General features: G+C 48.4%; 17 protein-coding genes. 15 read left to right on the plus strand and 2 right to left on the minus strand.

Annotated features, from left to right (window positions below; translation table 11 throughout):
- The first annotated feature begins 33 nt into the window (after positions 1 to 33).
- The 5 genes from ACDJ58_RS09580 (at position 34) to coaD (ending at position 2,233) form a co-directional block, all read left to right on the plus strand.
- Positions 34 to 333: a hypothetical protein gene (locus ACDJ58_RS09580; protein WP_413377403.1), complete on the plus strand. Its 300-nt coding sequence runs from the start codon at positions 34 to 36 to the stop codon at positions 331 to 333.
- Position 334: 1 nt separating this feature from the next.
- Positions 335 to 565 carry a hypothetical protein gene (locus ACDJ58_RS09585; protein WP_413377405.1) on the plus strand — a complete coding sequence of 77 codons (231 nt, stop codon included), beginning with the start codon at positions 335 to 337 and terminating at the stop codon, positions 563 to 565.
- Positions 552 to 770 carry a hypothetical protein gene (locus ACDJ58_RS09590; protein WP_413377407.1) on the plus strand — a complete coding sequence of 73 codons (219 nt, stop codon included), beginning with the start codon at positions 552 to 554 and terminating at the stop codon, positions 768 to 770. Before ACDJ58_RS09585 ends, ACDJ58_RS09590 begins: the two co-directional genes overlap by 14 nt.
- A 343-nt stretch (positions 771 to 1,113) precedes the next feature.
- The gene (gene rsmD / locus ACDJ58_RS09595; protein WP_413377409.1) at positions 1,114 to 1,725 is read left to right on the plus strand and encodes a 16S rRNA (guanine(966)-N(2))-methyltransferase RsmD; all 612 of its coding nucleotides are present in this window, start codon (positions 1,114 to 1,116) and stop codon (positions 1,723 to 1,725) included.
- A gap of 1 nt (position 1,726) precedes the next feature.
- Complete coding sequence (coaD, locus tag ACDJ58_RS09600) at positions 1,727 to 2,233, plus strand: pantetheine-phosphate adenylyltransferase (protein ID WP_413379574.1); 507 nt, start codon at positions 1,727 to 1,729, stop codon at positions 2,231 to 2,233.
- Here the strand turns inward: coaD and ACDJ58_RS09605 are convergent.
- A complete protein-coding gene (locus tag ACDJ58_RS09605; RefSeq protein WP_413377411.1) occupies positions 2,211 to 3,467 on the minus strand; it encodes a nucleoside recognition domain-containing protein in 1,257 nt (418 codons plus the stop codon). The two genes, coaD and ACDJ58_RS09605, sit on opposite strands and share 23 nt — an antisense overlap.
- Before the next feature lie 203 nt (positions 3,468 to 3,670).
- On the opposite strand from ACDJ58_RS09605, the gene ACDJ58_RS09610 reads away from it, so the two are divergent.
- Positions 3,671 to 4,711 carry a SepM family pheromone-processing serine protease gene (locus tag ACDJ58_RS09610; protein WP_413377413.1) on the plus strand — a complete coding sequence of 347 codons (1,041 nt, stop codon included), beginning with the start codon at positions 3,671 to 3,673 and terminating at the stop codon, positions 4,709 to 4,711.
- Between the two features lie 293 nt (positions 4,712 to 5,004).
- Here ACDJ58_RS09610 and ACDJ58_RS09615 read toward each other — a convergent pair whose 3' ends face one another.
- A complete protein-coding gene (locus ACDJ58_RS09615; protein WP_413377415.1) occupies positions 5,005 to 6,237 on the minus strand; it encodes a nucleotidyltransferase in 1,233 nt (410 codons plus the stop codon).
- 484 nt (positions 6,238 to 6,721) lie between these two features.
- On the opposite strand from ACDJ58_RS09615, the gene ACDJ58_RS09620 reads away from it, so the two are divergent.
- The 9 genes from ACDJ58_RS09620 to fabF all read left to right on the plus strand — a co-directional run bounded on the left by ACDJ58_RS09620 (position 6,722) and on the right by fabF (position 14,008).
- A complete protein-coding gene (locus tag ACDJ58_RS09620; protein ID WP_413377417.1) occupies positions 6,722 to 7,228 on the plus strand; it encodes a YceD family protein in 507 nt (168 codons plus the stop codon).
- 68 nt (positions 7,229 to 7,296) lie between these two features.
- A complete protein-coding gene (gene rpmF, locus ACDJ58_RS09625; RefSeq protein WP_017689233.1) occupies positions 7,297 to 7,470 on the plus strand; it encodes a 50S ribosomal protein L32 in 174 nt (57 codons plus the stop codon).
- A gap of 448 nt (positions 7,471 to 7,918) precedes the next feature.
- Positions 7,919 to 8,467, plus strand: a complete 549-nt coding sequence (fapR, locus tag ACDJ58_RS09630) for a transcription factor FapR (RefSeq protein ID WP_413379576.1) — start codon at positions 7,919 to 7,921, stop codon at positions 8,465 to 8,467.
- Positions 8,464 to 9,459 (plus strand): phosphate acyltransferase PlsX, encoded by a 996-nt coding sequence (plsX, locus tag ACDJ58_RS09635; protein ID WP_413377420.1) that lies wholly within the window; start codon positions 8,464 to 8,466, stop codon positions 9,457 to 9,459. The genes fapR and plsX overlap by 4 nt, the downstream gene beginning before the upstream one ends.
- An 8-nt stretch (positions 9,460 to 9,467) precedes the next feature.
- Positions 9,468 to 10,457 carry a beta-ketoacyl-ACP synthase III gene (locus ACDJ58_RS09640; protein WP_063564927.1) on the plus strand — a complete coding sequence of 330 codons (990 nt, stop codon included), beginning with the start codon at positions 9,468 to 9,470 and terminating at the stop codon, positions 10,455 to 10,457.
- A gap of 27 nt (positions 10,458 to 10,484) precedes the next feature.
- Positions 10,485 to 11,417, plus strand: a complete 933-nt coding sequence (gene fabD, locus ACDJ58_RS09645; protein ID WP_413377422.1) for an ACP S-malonyltransferase — start codon at positions 10,485 to 10,487, stop codon at positions 11,415 to 11,417.
- A gap of 37 nt (positions 11,418 to 11,454) precedes the next feature.
- The gene (gene fabG, locus ACDJ58_RS09650; RefSeq protein ID WP_063564667.1) at positions 11,455 to 12,204 is read left to right on the plus strand and encodes a 3-oxoacyl-[acyl-carrier-protein] reductase; all 750 of its coding nucleotides are present in this window, start codon (positions 11,455 to 11,457) and stop codon (positions 12,202 to 12,204) included.
- 151 nt (positions 12,205 to 12,355) lie between these two features.
- Positions 12,356 to 12,589 carry an acyl carrier protein gene (acpP, locus tag ACDJ58_RS09655; protein WP_024630176.1) on the plus strand — a complete coding sequence of 78 codons (234 nt, stop codon included), beginning with the start codon at positions 12,356 to 12,358 and terminating at the stop codon, positions 12,587 to 12,589.
- A gap of 180 nt (positions 12,590 to 12,769) precedes the next feature.
- On the plus strand, positions 12,770 to 14,008 hold the full coding sequence (fabF, locus tag ACDJ58_RS09660) for a beta-ketoacyl-ACP synthase II (RefSeq protein ID WP_064639091.1): 1,239 nt from the start codon (positions 12,770 to 12,772) through the stop codon (positions 14,006 to 14,008).
- Positions 14,009 to 14,010 lie beyond the last annotated feature (2 nt).

Here is a 14,010-nt window from a genome sequence, read left to right on the forward strand (position 1 = left end):
GAATGAAGTTGAGAGGTGATTAGAGGCATGTTCATGGGGATGTTGATGGTCCTGATTGCCATACTGGGAATGGGCGCATTCTATTGCTTAATCGCTTATTTCCTAATTCGCCTCATTTCCAGAAAAGCATTCAAGCGCATCTTAACCAAGTATGAAGCAATTGAAATAGTGGTATGGGCAGCAATGGTGTTCTTCGCGATCGTGATGATTAAGAATCAGTCATGGAATATGTTGTTGCCTGTAGTTCTCCTTATGGTTTCAATGATTAACCTGCGCCGTTCAAATCGGAAATACAGAGAGATGAGCAAAGAGATGAACAAAGAGGGACTTTAATATGATACTGGATAAATCCACAGACACCTCAGGGTTAACACAGGTTGCTGCCCTTTCGGATGAATTGCAGCCAGTGTTTGATAAAGCAGAACGTAAATATCAAGCGTGTGACATTGAGCTGTTCTTTGTTTTCAGATGTCTTCCTGAAGAATATGAGAGAAAATCGACGGTCAGGTATGCTAAGAAGGAGAATACGATTTACTTTGATATGACGGTCAGTGACGGTCAGTGAGGATCAGTATAAAACGTTTAGCAAAAGCAGACAGCGATATGAATTGAGTCATTATTTCTATGCTTTTCTGAGCGACAAACTGAAGAAATATAAGATCGAACACTTGGATCATACGGAATTTATGAATGACATGGAAGAATGGCTTAAAGAAATTGAATGGCTACAATCCGAATTCGAGGCCAGTATGGATGAATATGGGGAATAGTGTTGTCTGAGGGCAACGGTTTTATAATTGGTCGGTTCGGTTATAGTACATAATTTTAGATAACAAAAAGAAGCCCTCTTTCGAGAGCTTCTTTTTCATGGGAGAGGAGAAACCGGACGAAGAGCTTATGGGGAAACGTAAGTCTTCTCCGCGGTTGTCTACGACACTTGTGATGTCGATAATTAAAGGATGGCCGGAAAGTTTCCTTTTTATACATATCCGTCAACAATTGCGTCAACAATTTTCTTGAGAGAAAGCAGACGCACTATTTTTCAAACTGAACCCGATTGTGGTACGATAGCTTTATCAATAAACTTACATAGAGAGAAAAGGTGACTCATCAGTGAGAGTGGTATCTGGGAGTGCGAAAGGCAGACCGCTGAAGGCTGTTCCTGGCACAGGAACGCGGCCGACCACCGACAAGGTGAAGGAAGCGTTGTTTAGTATGATAGGCCCGTATTTTGAGGGCGGTACAGCATTGGATCTGTTTGCAGGCAGTGGTGGTCTCGGTATTGAGGCGCTGAGCCGCGGCATGGACAAGGCTGTTTTTGTTGACTTGGAATCGAAAAGTATTGAAGTGATCCGTGCAAATCTGAAGGCAACCAAGCTGGAAGATCAGGCGGCCATATACCGGAATGATGCGAGTCGTGCATTGAAGGCGCTCGCCAAGCGAAGCACACAATTTGATCTCGTATTTCTTGATCCGCCCTACCGTATGAAAAATGGGGACGAGTTAATGCTTACAATGCATGAACTGGATCTGCTTGAATCGGAAGCGACCATCGTGCTTGAATATGAATCCAAATATAGTTACCCTGAGCAATTCGGCCCGTTTGAACAAACGCGCAAGGCATTGTATGGGGAGACAGCTGTATCCATCTATTATTATGCACCTGCTGCAACAACAGAAGATGGAGAACCTAGCACAGCGGAAGAGGAGGCTCCTCATGAGTGAAATGATACATCGTCAGGAACGAATTGCCGTATATCCAGGGAGTTTTGATCCCGTAACCATGGGCCATCTGGACATTATTGCCCGGGCGTCCAAGCAGTTCGATCGCGTCATCGTGGCTGTATTGAATAATATGAGCAAAAATCCATTGTTTACGGTGGAAGAACGCAAGAGTCTCATTACAGAAGTCACGAGTCATCTGCCTAATGTGGAGGTGGACAGCTTCCGTGATCTGACGGCAAATTATGTACGGCAAAAAGATGCTCAGGTCATTGTCCGTGGTATCCGCTCTGTGACAGATTTTGAATATGAGCTTCAGCTGGCTTCGACGAACAGCAAGTTAAATCCGGATGCGGAAACCATTTTCATGATGACCAATCCAAAATATTCTTATCTGAGCTCCAGCATCGTCAAGGAAATTGCCCACTACCACGGAGATGTCACCGATCTGGTCTCACCTGAAGTGGAAGTTGCGCTGCGTCAGAAAATTAGCGAGAAAACCGGCGGTTAAACCAGAAGGTCAGCCCAGATAGGCAGATCATGACGGTGAGCAGCAATGCCAGACCGATACAGGCAGCAGGGAATCCAATCCAGACGGCATCGATGATGTCGGAGGTGTTCATGCCTACCAGGGATTGCTTGGTTAGGAATGGTGACAAACCATTGCCCGGATTGTTCTGAAACGTGACCCAGACCTCGGAACTGTAACGGCTGAATGGCAGCCACAGCAGCAAGCTGATGAAAAATGCAACCAATGCATGAAGCAGGCGGATTCCGGCAAAATACAACATGGACGTTGTGGCAAGTCCCGCAGCTTTCAGCACGGCGGAGACTTGCAGATGAGAGCATAGACCTCCCCAGCCGAGGACGGCCGCAAGCAAGGACATTAGCATAACGGATGTCAGTGGGCTCTGACTTAGGTGATAGGTTCCCAGATGGAGTTCCAGCAGTGAGGGCCAAAAAGCAACTGAAGTACCGGGGGTGATATAGAGGGTGAGCAGCCGAACAAACACGGCAAACACAATCATATATCCTCCGGTCATCATTAAGGTTTGTACAGCTTGGGAGACCGTGTCACCAAGCAATTTGCCGAACCCGCGTCCGTCACGTTCCTGGGCTTCGCGGGCTGCAAACATCATCTGGGACCATAGGCTCCGTCGTTTATACGAAGAAGGATTTGCAGTTGAGTGTTTTTCCCCTTTTGATTCCTTGGGTAGGAGACGTACTCCGATCATGGTGGCAATCCAGCCACTAACCCAGTGAACGATCAGAAGGAAATATCCGGCAGCAGGCTGGTGAAGAAAAGCAGCACCGATGACAAGTATAATCATCAATGGATTGGCGAAATGAGATGCTGATGCGACAATACCCGCCTGTTTGGCGGTAATTTGTTGATCCTGCACTAGACGGGAGGCGGTATCTGCTCCTGCCGGAAAGCCGCCGCACATGCCGACAACAACAGCCAGTCCGGCTTTGCCCGGCAGACGGAACCAGCGCTGCATTAATGGCCCTAATAAGACGCCAAGTGCGTGGGTAAAGCCGAATGCAGTCAGCATTTGGGATAACATCAGGAATGGAAGCATGGCTGGAAAGATGATTTTCCACCAAATGTCCAAACCTTGAATAGAGGCATCGAATGCATCTTTCGGAGATACAACTACTGCAATTACCAGCAATAAAGCGCCTGTACTCATAAGTACCGTTCGTAACGGTCCAGAGCCCGTAACTTCGCTCTGCATTGTCATTGTTTCACCTCATATGCATAGTGCCGCATACACTCGGCCAGGATTAGTTGTGGACGGCCGAATGACGTCCGTGGACGCTTCGGCCTTGACCGGATAAGCTACTGTAAACAGCGGCCTATCCGGCCTGTACCATTGTATGCAAAAGCATGAGAGTGTTAGACTTATAATTATTGAAAGATACGCAAAGAACGGGGGCTCATGCAATGAATCGGATTCGGAAATCTGGCGGATTCAGAGCTTCGATCTTTGTGATCGTGGTGGCTCTGGTCGTCTATGTTGCGGTATATATGCCAACGCCATATATCATTTATATGCCTGGTAGTGCCGACGAAGTAAAACCCATGGTTACCGTGAAAGAGGGGGATAAGGAAGAACGCGGTGTGTTTATGATGACGACAGTGTCGGCAACATATGCCAATGTGTTTTTGCTAGGAACCTCCTTGTTTAATCGAAATGCTCAAGTAGATAAAAAAGAAGATCGGCTGCGCGGCAAAAGTGAAGCAGAATATTCTGCCGAACAGGTCTGGTTCATGAGTGATTCACAATCCTCGGCAATGGAGGCGGCTTATGAGCAGGCGGGAGTGAAATACTCCATTGTTCCTGAGCATATTTTTGTATTTGGGTTGTCTGAAGATCCAAAACCTAAGGGAGATATTGAGCCCGGAGATATTATTTTGGGTGTAAACGGAACGGCGACTCCCGACAATACGGTGCTGTCTGAGCAGTTAAAGAACAAAAAGGTCGGAGATACGGTCGAGATGCAATTGGAGCGAGGTGGGGAGACCATCAGCCGCGACGTTCAACTCATTGAAGTAAAAGACAGCAAAACCGGTGAAGTTCGCCCGGCACTGGGTGTCATGATCGGTGCGGTTCAGAAAGTGAAAGCAGAAGATCCGAATAAACAGATATCCTTCACAGATACTCAGGTAGGTGGTCCATCTGCCGGACTGATGTTCACCCTCGAGATTTACAATCAGTTGACCCCTGGAGATTTGACGAAAGGTCACCGGATTGCTGGCACAGGCACGATTACCAAAGAAGGTGTAGTTGGCGCAATTGGTGGCGTTGTGCACAAAATTGTTGCGGCGGACCGGAAAGAAGCGGAGTTTTTCTTTGTGCCAAAGGACAATTATAAAGAAGCTGAAGCCAAGGCTGAACAGATTGGTACCAAAATGAAACTCATCCCTGTCAGCACAGTGGATGATGCGCTGGCTTATCTGAAAACCTTGTCTGTCAAATCCTAACACAATTATTCTCAATAAATAGAATGGTTGAATGAATGAGGAAGATGTGAAATCCCCCTATTGCAACGATGCCGAATCGGTGTGCAATAGGGGGATTTTGTTTGAGTAATCGATATTAAATAACGCATCATCAACGGAGTCTGATCAATCTTATAACCAATAGATCAGGATTGCATCAAACTATGCATAAGCGTTGGCTCCGGCAAAAACTTGTGAGTCGATCCAATTGAACAACACTGAAGACGTCGAAATCTTTTATATTCAACCAGCTATGGATATGACTGAACGTAGAATCAGAGCCTCACAGGTGGGTCATAGTAGTCGCTGTACATCATGCGTGTATCGGTATGTTCGCAGGCGAGTGCATATGCTGCCTGAGCTTGTACATCCAGCTCCAACTGGTTATGGACAAAGGTTGATGGTTTCAGCAGAACGGGCAGAGAAGCCGTCTTTTTCATCTGTTTCAAGAGGCTCTGTCCTTGTGCATTAAACCCCAGCACTCGAAGATATGCTGGCCCTTCAGCCAGCTTTTCGGGCGAACATTCTGCCTTGGTATGATTCAGCAGGATATGGGTCAACATGCGCTGTAGCTTTGTGCGTGTGTACCGTTTCGTTTTAAGTGCGTTCAGCAATGCCTCGACTGAAGGCTCCGGGAGCTGAGCAAGTGTGCGGCTCAGCCTGTGTTCAAGTCCTTCCGTGACCTCGGCGATCTGCTCCAGCTCAGAGGCACGGCGTGTGGCCGCGATGTGCAGCAGCGGCTGTGCAAAGCGCTCCCAATGCACGGGAGCGCGCCCTTCCTGCCATTCCCGTCGCAGAATGGCAAGGGTTGCCGCCGGCATGTATGGCGCGGCGGCTTCGGGCCCGTCCGCCATCAGCAGGCGGCGGACGGCAGTTGCACTGGCGATCGCCCCCGGTCCGGGCGTCGCCTCATGATACGCGGCACCGGTACGCGCCGCCGTAAAGGGCTTGATCGCGCTGCCCAGCCGTTGCAGCGCGATCAGGTAATGCAGCCCAAGCGAATTGTTGGGCTGCCCCAGCAGTACAGCGGCGTTGTCCGCATCGACGCCGCCAGGCGCCAGTGCCGCCGCCGCACCTGCGTATGCTGCGGGATAGCTGGCGCCTTCCCGCAGGCGGCGCGCGATGTCCTCGCGCAGCACTGCGGGCTCCACAGCCAGCACGCGCGCAATGCGCTGCAGGCTGTCCAGGTCGCCGGACTCGCTGCCAAAGCAGAGCGAGCCCACCACGCCTGTGCGGTGCAGCAGTGACACCGCACCAAAGGCGAACCACTCGGCCGGTTGTACAGCATAGGCAACCGGCAGTTCAAGCACCAGATCGGCGCCAGCATGCAGCGCCATCTCAGTGCGTGCCCTTTTGCCCACGATGGCGGGTTCGCCGCGCTGGAGAAAAGGGCCGCTCATCACAGCCACAACAACGTCTGCTCCACTGAGCCGCCTTGCTTCACTCAGATGGTAGACATGTCCGTTATGTAAAGGGTTATATTCAACAATGACGCCAACGGCTTTCATATGAGAATGCGCTCCTTTCGGTAAATGTTCAATTGGGGATCAATCTTTCTCTTCCTAGCCCGATTATATGCGAGCTCATCTTGTTCCATAATAGGACATGGATATACCTTTGTTCAAATCATATCGCAGTGTATACGAGGAAAAAGAAAAGAATCCTTCAGGTCGATATAGCCGGAACCCGCCTTCAAAATGCATGACTTGTAGTTTAACTTACAGTAAGCCTATAATGTATCAGAGATCGAATGCGGATTAGGATCGTCATTTTTAAAAAGGGTGTAAAGTTAAAAGTGTTGACAAACGTCTTGAAAAATCGGTATAATGATTTTTGTTTGTTAAGTCAATTTCATAATACTTTTAACGAGGAATCGTCAGAATACATACAGTCAGGAATATGATGTGTTGCAAGAGTCAGGCTTGACCTGTATAACTGTCGTTAGGCGTTTAACTTTAATTATGAGATTGGTTTCGTTTGGAGTGATGGGAAATGTTAATGCCATTTCGCAAAGTGGCTACCAGTGATGGTCCCCTGCAGTTTAATGAACAGTGGGATATCAAGGAACTGGTTTCTAACCGACAAGATATCACAGCCGTTACCCCGCTGACCGCAGATTTATCTGCAGAGTTCAGAGAGGGAGACGTTGTGGATGTTCATGGCAAGCTGACAGCAGGAGTGGACATGTTGTGCTCCCGGTGTCTTAAGCCGATTAATGAACATTTTCATATTGATTTTCATGAGCAATTCAAGAAGGGAAAGCAGCCAGAGGAATTGCACGAAGACGACGATACTTTCTATGTGGATGGAGATAGCGTTGATCTGAAGGGTTATGCTGAGGAAGCTTTTCTGCTGAATCTTCCGTTTATACCGCTGTGTAGCGATACATGCAAAGGGTTATGCCCCAAGTGTGGCCATGAGCTGAACGAAGGTGACTGCGGTTGTGATAACCAAGTTATCGATCCGCGGCTTGCAGGGCTCAAGGATTTTTTTAAATGAGCATGATTGAAAATCGAACATTGTAACAACTACCTGCAAAGGTTTATTTTGATAAGGAGGTGGGAATAATGGCAGTACCTCAACGGAGAACATCCAAGACGCGTCGCGACAAACGTCGCACTCACTTTAAATTGGCAGTACCGGGTATGGTGAAATGTGAACAATGTGGCGAGCTGAAGCTTAGTCACCACGTATGCAAAGTGTGCGGAACGTACAAAGCAAGAGAGATCATCTCTCAATAATAGCTAGACATCAAGTAGCACTTCATTTCGATGAGGTGCTACTTTTTTTAGACTATAACATCGCAAAAATGACTACCTTTACCTGTATTCTATCTTCGTGAATATAGTTCAATATACGTTTTTGATATTTTAGTAAGGCTCGTTACTGGTTATGTTCGGGACTGTGAAGCCAGGCTCCGTAAGGCAGGATTGTTTTTGTTCAGCCAGCCTTTCTTTTTGACACGGGATGAGATATACTATAGTTTAGTACCAGGTTCTAAGATTTGACGTTACATAAACATGAACCATAATTCGTGTGAGAACGCCCCTGCTAATCAGGGATGCAATTATAGAAGCAATGTTAAGAATGTTGAACTGACCGGATTGGGCGGTTCCTTAAACGATACAGCGGGGGGTGTCAGGCATCGAACGTGTACCGAAGAGACAGAGGCAGCAGCAGTTAACCAAAATGATCGAAGACAACCCGTTTGTGACGGATCAGGAACTTACACGCCAATTGAAGGTGAGTATTCAGACGATTCGTCTCGACAGACTGGAGCTTGGGATTCCCGAGCTTCGGGAGCGGATGAAACTGATGGCGGAGCGTTCCTATGATCAGGTGCGCTCCTTGCCCCTGCATGAGATTATCGGTGATATTGTGGACTTGCAACTGGACAAGAGCGGGATTTCCTTGTTTGAGATTAAGGAAGAACACGTATTTTCGAGAACGGGCATTGCTCGGGGACACTATGTTTTTGCACAGGCTAACTCGTTGGCTGTAGCCGTTATTAATGACGAGATTGCTTTGACGGCGTCCGCAGACATTCGTTTTGTTCGTTCGGTTCATTTGGCAGAGAAATGTATTGCAAAGGCATATGTGAGATCGATCCCGGGTCAAAAGGGTAAAGCAAAAGTTGAAGTGTTTACTTATGTTGGTGAAGAAATGGTGTTTCAAGGCAACTTTGTAATCTACCATTCAGGTGGAGAAGACAGCGTAGAAGGAGGTCATTTGGAATGAGAATCGTCATTGATGCCATGGGAGGCGACAATGCACCCGCGTCAACAGTAGAAGGCGCGATTGCTGCCGCTAAGGAATGGGCGGATACCGAGATCGTCCTGATCGGCGATGAAGCCAAGCTGGAACCCCTTCTGAGTCAGTCAGGTGCGAAACCTGCTAATCTGACTATTCGGCATGCTTCCGAAGTGATCGGTTCGGATGATGAACCGGTGAAGGCAGTCCGTCGCAAGAAGGATGCCTCCATGGTGGTTGCAGGTCGTATGCTTAAGGAAGGCGAAGCAGACGCCATGATCTCTGCGGGCAATACCGGAGCGCTGATGACTGCCGGCTTGCTTGTAGTAGGCCGTATGGAAGGTATTGAGCGCCCGGCGCTTGCGCCCATGATTCCAACGATCGATGATGTGGGTGTACTTGCACTTGATCTTGGTGCGAATATGGATGCCAAACCGGAACACCTCGCACAGTATGGTCTGATGGGGAGCTTGTATCGGCAAAAAGTACAGGGAATCGCGTCACCAAGAGTGGGCCTGCTCAATGTGGGAACAGAGCCTGGTAAGGGGAATGAGTTGACCAAACATGCCTATCCTTTGCTGGAGCAACTTCCGATTCGTTTTGTTGGTAATGTAGAGGCTCGCGATGTGCTTACAGGTGCGTGTGATGTGCTTGTATGTGATGGATTTGCCGGAAATATATTGCTGAAATCGCTCGAAGGCACAGCAGGTGCCATTTTCGCTCTGCTTAAAGAACAATTCTCATCGTCGCTCAAAAGCAAACTGGCTGCTGCGGTGCTCATGCCTGAGCTGCGCGGTTTGAAACGGAAACTAGATTATACCGAGCATGGTGGTGCACCACTCCTCGGTTTGAGCAAACTTGTGGTGAAAAGTCATGGATCAGCTGATGGCAATGCCATAAAAAATGCTGTGCGCCAAGCACGGATTGCAGTACAGAACCAGCTGGTGGAGAGCATATCTAAGGAAATTAGCGGGAAGTGAGTGAAGACATGAATAATTTGCGCCCGGTAGGGGTTATCGGTACAGGTAAATATGTACCTGAGAAAATTTTGACAAACAGCGATTTGGAGAAAATGGTCGATACGAATGATGAGTGGATCGTCAGTCGTACAGGAATCAAGGAGCGTCACATCGCTGCACCGGATCAGGCGACTTCAGATCTGGCATACGAGGCAGCGATCAAAGCACTTGAGTCTGCTGGCATGACTGGCAGCGATCTTGATCTGATTATTGTGGCAACTATTACACCGGATTCTTCATTCCCTTCTACTGCTTGTATTTTGCAAGATAAGCTTGGTGCCAAGGGCGCTGCGGCATTTGACTTGTCTGCTGCCTGCTCCGGATTTGTATACGGTCTGGCAACAGCAACGAGCTTTATCCAAAGCGGCATGTACAACAATGCACTTGTTATTGGTGCAGATTGCTTGTCTCGTATTACTGACTATACCGACCGTAATACCTGTGTGCTGTTTGGCGATGGCGCGGGTGCGGTTATCGTTGGTGAAGTGCCGGAAGGCCGTGGATTTAAATCATTCGATCTCGGAGCTGAAGGTGCGGGCGGAAGCCTGCTTCAAATGGAGGGCGGAGGTTCCCGTCTACCTGCATCCGTAGAAACGGTTGAGAACAAAAAACATTACATTTACATGAATGGCCGTGAAGTGTTTAAATTTGCAGTACGGGTGATGGGTACAGCGACAATCGAAGTTCTGCGCAAGGCTGGCCTGGAACGTACGGACGTGGATCTGTTTGTTCCTCACCAAGCCAATATCCGGATTATCCAATCTGCAATGCAGCGACTTGAGCTTCCTGAAGAGAAAGTTGTAGTCAACGTGGATAAATACGCTAACACATCCGCGGCTTCCATTCCGCTTGCTCTGGTAGAAGCTGCTGAAGAAGGCCGCATGAAAGCCGGAGATACCGTGCTTATGGTTGGTTTCGGTGGCGGATTGACGTGGGGCGCATCGGTACTCGTTTGGTAAACTAGACAGCTGGGAGAGATGAATTGGATGGGTAAAATAGCATTTGTATTTCCCGGACAGGGGTCGCAGACTGTGGGCATGGCCAAGGACGCGTATGAGTCTGTGCCTGCGGCAACAGAGATTTTTCGCACAGCCGATGAAACGCTGGGTTTCTCACTGAGCAATCTTGTTTTTGAGGGACCAGAGACCGAGTTGAAACAGACATCGAATACACAACCGGCTCTGTTGACAGCAAGTATTGCATTGCTTGAGGCTTTTAAAGAAAAAGGAATTCAGCCTGATTATACGGCCGGACACAGTCTGGGTGAATACAGTGCACTGGTCGCGGCGGGCGTTCTTTCATTCGCGGACGCGGTAAGTATTGTGCGGGCACGCGGTCAATATATGGAACAGGCTGTTCCTGGTGGACAGGGTGCAATGGCTGCAGTATTGGGTGCGGATCGGGAAGCGCTGGGGGTGCTTTGCCGAGACGTATCCGAAAGTGGTCATGCAGTTGAACTTGCCAACATCAACTGCCCGGGACAAATCGTGATTTCCGGTGTGAAGGAAGGGGTAGCTGCTGTCGCTGAACGGGTCAAGGAAGCGGGCGGCAAACGTGCCATCACACTTGAAGTAAGCGGTCCGTTCCATTCTTCCTTAATGAAGGATGCAGCAGAGAAGCTGGCTGAGAAACTGAAAACTGTTTCGTTCTCACCTGGGACGGTCCCTGTAGTCGCTAATGTGACTGCAAGACCTGTGGAAGACGGTAAGGTTCAGGATTTATTGACAGCTCAGGTCTATTCTCCGGTTTTATGGGAAGACAGTGTGACATGGCTTATTGAGCAAGGTGTGGATACCTTTATCGAGATTGGTTCTGGCAGTGTGTTAACAGGTTTGATTAAAAAAACAGATAAAACCGTTAAACTGTACAATGTGAACAGTCTTGAGACGCTCGAAGCAACGGCAGCAGCACTAATTTGATTAACCATGATTAGATTTGGGGAAAGGAGGAATGATTATGTCTAAACCATTACAAGGCAAAAATGCGCTCGTTACCGGTGCATCCCGTGGTATTGGGCGTAGTATTGCACTCGCTTTGGCCGAGGCAGGCGCCAACGTGGCCGTGAATTATGCGGGCAGTCAAGCGGCAGCTGAGGAAGTAGCGGAAGCGATTCGCGCCAAAGGTGTCCAGGCAATTACGATTCAAGCGAATGTGGGCCAGATGGACGAAGCCGAACAAATGGTCAAAGCTACGATTGAAGCGTGGGGCAATGTTGATATTCTTGTTAACAATGCTGGCATTACCCGTGATAATCTGATCATGCGTATGAAAGAAGAGGAATTTGATCAGGTAATCGAAACCAATCTCAAAGGGGTGTTTAACTGTCTTAAGGCGGTTACGCGTCCAATGATGAAGCAACGGTCTGGTAGAATTATCAATATCTCCTCTGTTGTGGGTGTGCTCGGAAATGCTGGACAAGCAAACTATGTTGCTGCCAAGGCAGGGGTTATCGGTTTGACGAAGGCATCTGCACGTGAGCTTGCCTCCCGCGGCATCACAGTTAACTGCGTTGCACCAGGATTTATTGAGACCGATATGACGAAGGAATTGTCCCAGGAGATCGTGGACAACATGTTGAACGGTATTCCATTGTCCCGTCTGGGCCAACCGGATGAAATCGCCGGTGTTGTCACGTTCCTGGCTTCAGAAGCTTCATCTTATATGACAGGGCAGACACTGCATGTTGATGGTGGCATGTACATGTAATTCTTCCCGGACTTGAACAATAGTCGGGGAACAGGCGCTGGACGATCCGAAATGCCGGAAAAAGGCCGGGTTCCCCGGCCGGGAGCCGCATATGTCTTCTATGGCATTTTGCCTGCGATTCTCGTATAATACCAAGGAGGAGGTGAACCGGATGTCCGATGTATTGGAGCGTGTAAAACGCATCGTCGTCGACCGCTTGGGCGCAGACGAAGCTGAAGTTACACTTGAAGCATCTTTCAAAGAAGATTTGGGTGCTGATTCTTTGGATGTAGTGGAATTGGTCATGGAATTGGAAGATGAATTCGATTTGGAAATCTCTGATGAAGATGCAGAAAAAATCACGACCGTAGGTGAAGTTGTAAACTACATACAATCTCATACCTAAAGTCAATTCAGTCCCGCACCTGTTTTCGAACAGGCGGGACTTCTCATCATTCATTGGTTATTCTCATTCCGCAAGCGGCGCTGGTCAAACGGATCTTCGGATCCTGCTTGGCTAGACGTCTGCTTGCGGATATTCCCACAAAATACTTGCGTAATGCAGTCGATATAGAGGTGAGTCGGTTTGAAACAAAGAGTTGTAATTACCGGAATGGGCGTAATGACATCGCTCGGAAAAGATTTGGAAACGTTCTGGGGCAGTTTAATGGCAGGCAAGTCCGGAATCTCTCAGATTGAGGCGTTTGATGTAAGTGAATACACCACTCAAATTGCAGCCGAGATCAAGGATTTCAACCCGGAAGAGTACATGGAACGCAAAGATGCACGTAAAATGGACCGTTTTGTTCAGTTCGCTGTAGCAGCTGGTTTCAAAGCCGTTGAAGACAGTGGTCTGAAAATTGACGAGAACATTGATGCAGAGCGTTTTGGTGTGTCGATCGGATCGGGTATCGGTGGATTGGGTACTTGGGAGGACCAACATAATGCATTGCTGCAAAAGGGTCCTAAACGCGTAAGTCCATTTTTCATTCCGATGATGATCTCCAACATGGCTTCTGGCCAGATGTCGATTTCTCTCGGGGCGAAAGGTCCTAACATCAACGTGGTAACGGCATGTGCTACAGGAACGCACTCCATTGGAGATTCCTTCAAGCTGATTGCAAACGGTGATGCGGATGCAATGATTTGTGGCGGTGCGGAAGCAACCATTAGACCAACTGGTCTGGCTGGGTTCTGTGCAATGCGTGCCATGTCTACACGTAATGATGATCCGGCTAAGTCGAGCCGTCCTTTTGATACGGAACGTGACGGGTTTGTTATGGGCGAGGGCGCGGGAGTTCTGATCCTTGAATCCCTTGAACATGCTCAAAAACGTGGTGCTCGTATTTATGGCGAAGTAATTGGTTACGGTCTCACTGGCGATGCACATCACATGACGGAGCCTGATCCGGACGGAGCAGCTCGTTGTATGAAGATGGCTCTGCGTAATGCGGGTATCGAACCAGAAGAAGTGGACTATATCAATGCACACGGTACATCAACACCTGTAGGTGACAGATCCGAAACGCTTGCGATCAAAAAAGCGTTTGGCGATCATGCGTACAAGCTTGCGGTGAGTTCAACCAAATCGATGACAGGTCATATGCTTGGTGCTGCTGGTGGCGTGGAAGCCGTAATCTGCGGATTGTCGCTGACACATCAGACGCTTGCTCCAACAATCAACCTGGAAAATCAGGACCCGGAATGTGATTTGGATTATGTTCCAAACGTTCCACGTCAAACTAAAGTCAATATTGCCATGTCCAATTCATTTGGGTTCGGCGGTCACAATGCCACCATTATTCTCAAAAAATTTGAAGCATAAGG

Source organism: Paenibacillus taichungensis (assembly GCF_047302525.1).
GTDB lineage: Bacteria > Bacillota > Bacilli > Paenibacillales > Paenibacillaceae > Paenibacillus > Paenibacillus taichungensis_B.

Excerpts from the sequence above, each read along its gene's own strand:
- ACDJ58_RS09640 (WP_063564927.1), top strand. The coding sequence starts at position 9,468 with ATGAATAATTTGCGCCCGGTAGGGGTTATCGGTACAGGTAAATATGTA.
- ACDJ58_RS09620 (WP_413377417.1), top strand. The coding sequence starts at position 6,722 with ATGTTAATGCCATTTCGCAAAGTGGCTACCAGTGATGGTCCCCTGCAG.
- ACDJ58_RS09585 (WP_413377405.1), top strand. The coding sequence starts at position 335 with ATGATACTGGATAAATCCACAGACACCTCAGGGTTAACACAGGTTGCT.
- fabG (WP_063564667.1), top strand. The coding sequence starts at position 11,455 with ATGTCTAAACCATTACAAGGCAAAAATGCGCTCGTTACCGGTGCATCC.
- ACDJ58_RS09580 (WP_413377403.1), top strand. The coding sequence starts at position 34 with ATGGGGATGTTGATGGTCCTGATTGCCATACTGGGAATGGGCGCATTC.
- ACDJ58_RS09605 (WP_413377411.1), bottom strand. The coding sequence starts at position 3,467 with ATGACAATGCAGAGCGAAGTTACGGGCTCTGGACCGTTACGAACGGTA.
- plsX (WP_413377420.1), top strand. The coding sequence starts at position 8,464 with ATGAGAATCGTCATTGATGCCATGGGAGGCGACAATGCACCCGCGTCA.
- fabD (WP_413377422.1), top strand. The coding sequence starts at position 10,485 with ATGGGTAAAATAGCATTTGTATTTCCCGGACAGGGGTCGCAGACTGTG.
- ACDJ58_RS09615 (WP_413377415.1), bottom strand. The coding sequence starts at position 6,237 with ATGAAAGCCGTTGGCGTCATTGTTGAATATAACCCTTTACATAACGGA.
- ACDJ58_RS09610 (WP_413377413.1), top strand. The coding sequence starts at position 3,671 with ATGAATCGGATTCGGAAATCTGGCGGATTCAGAGCTTCGATCTTTGTG.
- rpmF (WP_017689233.1), top strand. The coding sequence starts at position 7,297 with ATGGCAGTACCTCAACGGAGAACATCCAAGACGCGTCGCGACAAACGT.
- fapR (WP_413379576.1), top strand. The coding sequence starts at position 7,919 with ATGATCGAAGACAACCCGTTTGTGACGGATCAGGAACTTACACGCCAA.
- coaD (WP_413379574.1), top strand. The coding sequence starts at position 1,727 with ATGATACATCGTCAGGAACGAATTGCCGTATATCCAGGGAGTTTTGAT.
- acpP (WP_024630176.1), top strand. The coding sequence starts at position 12,356 with ATGTCCGATGTATTGGAGCGTGTAAAACGCATCGTCGTCGACCGCTTG.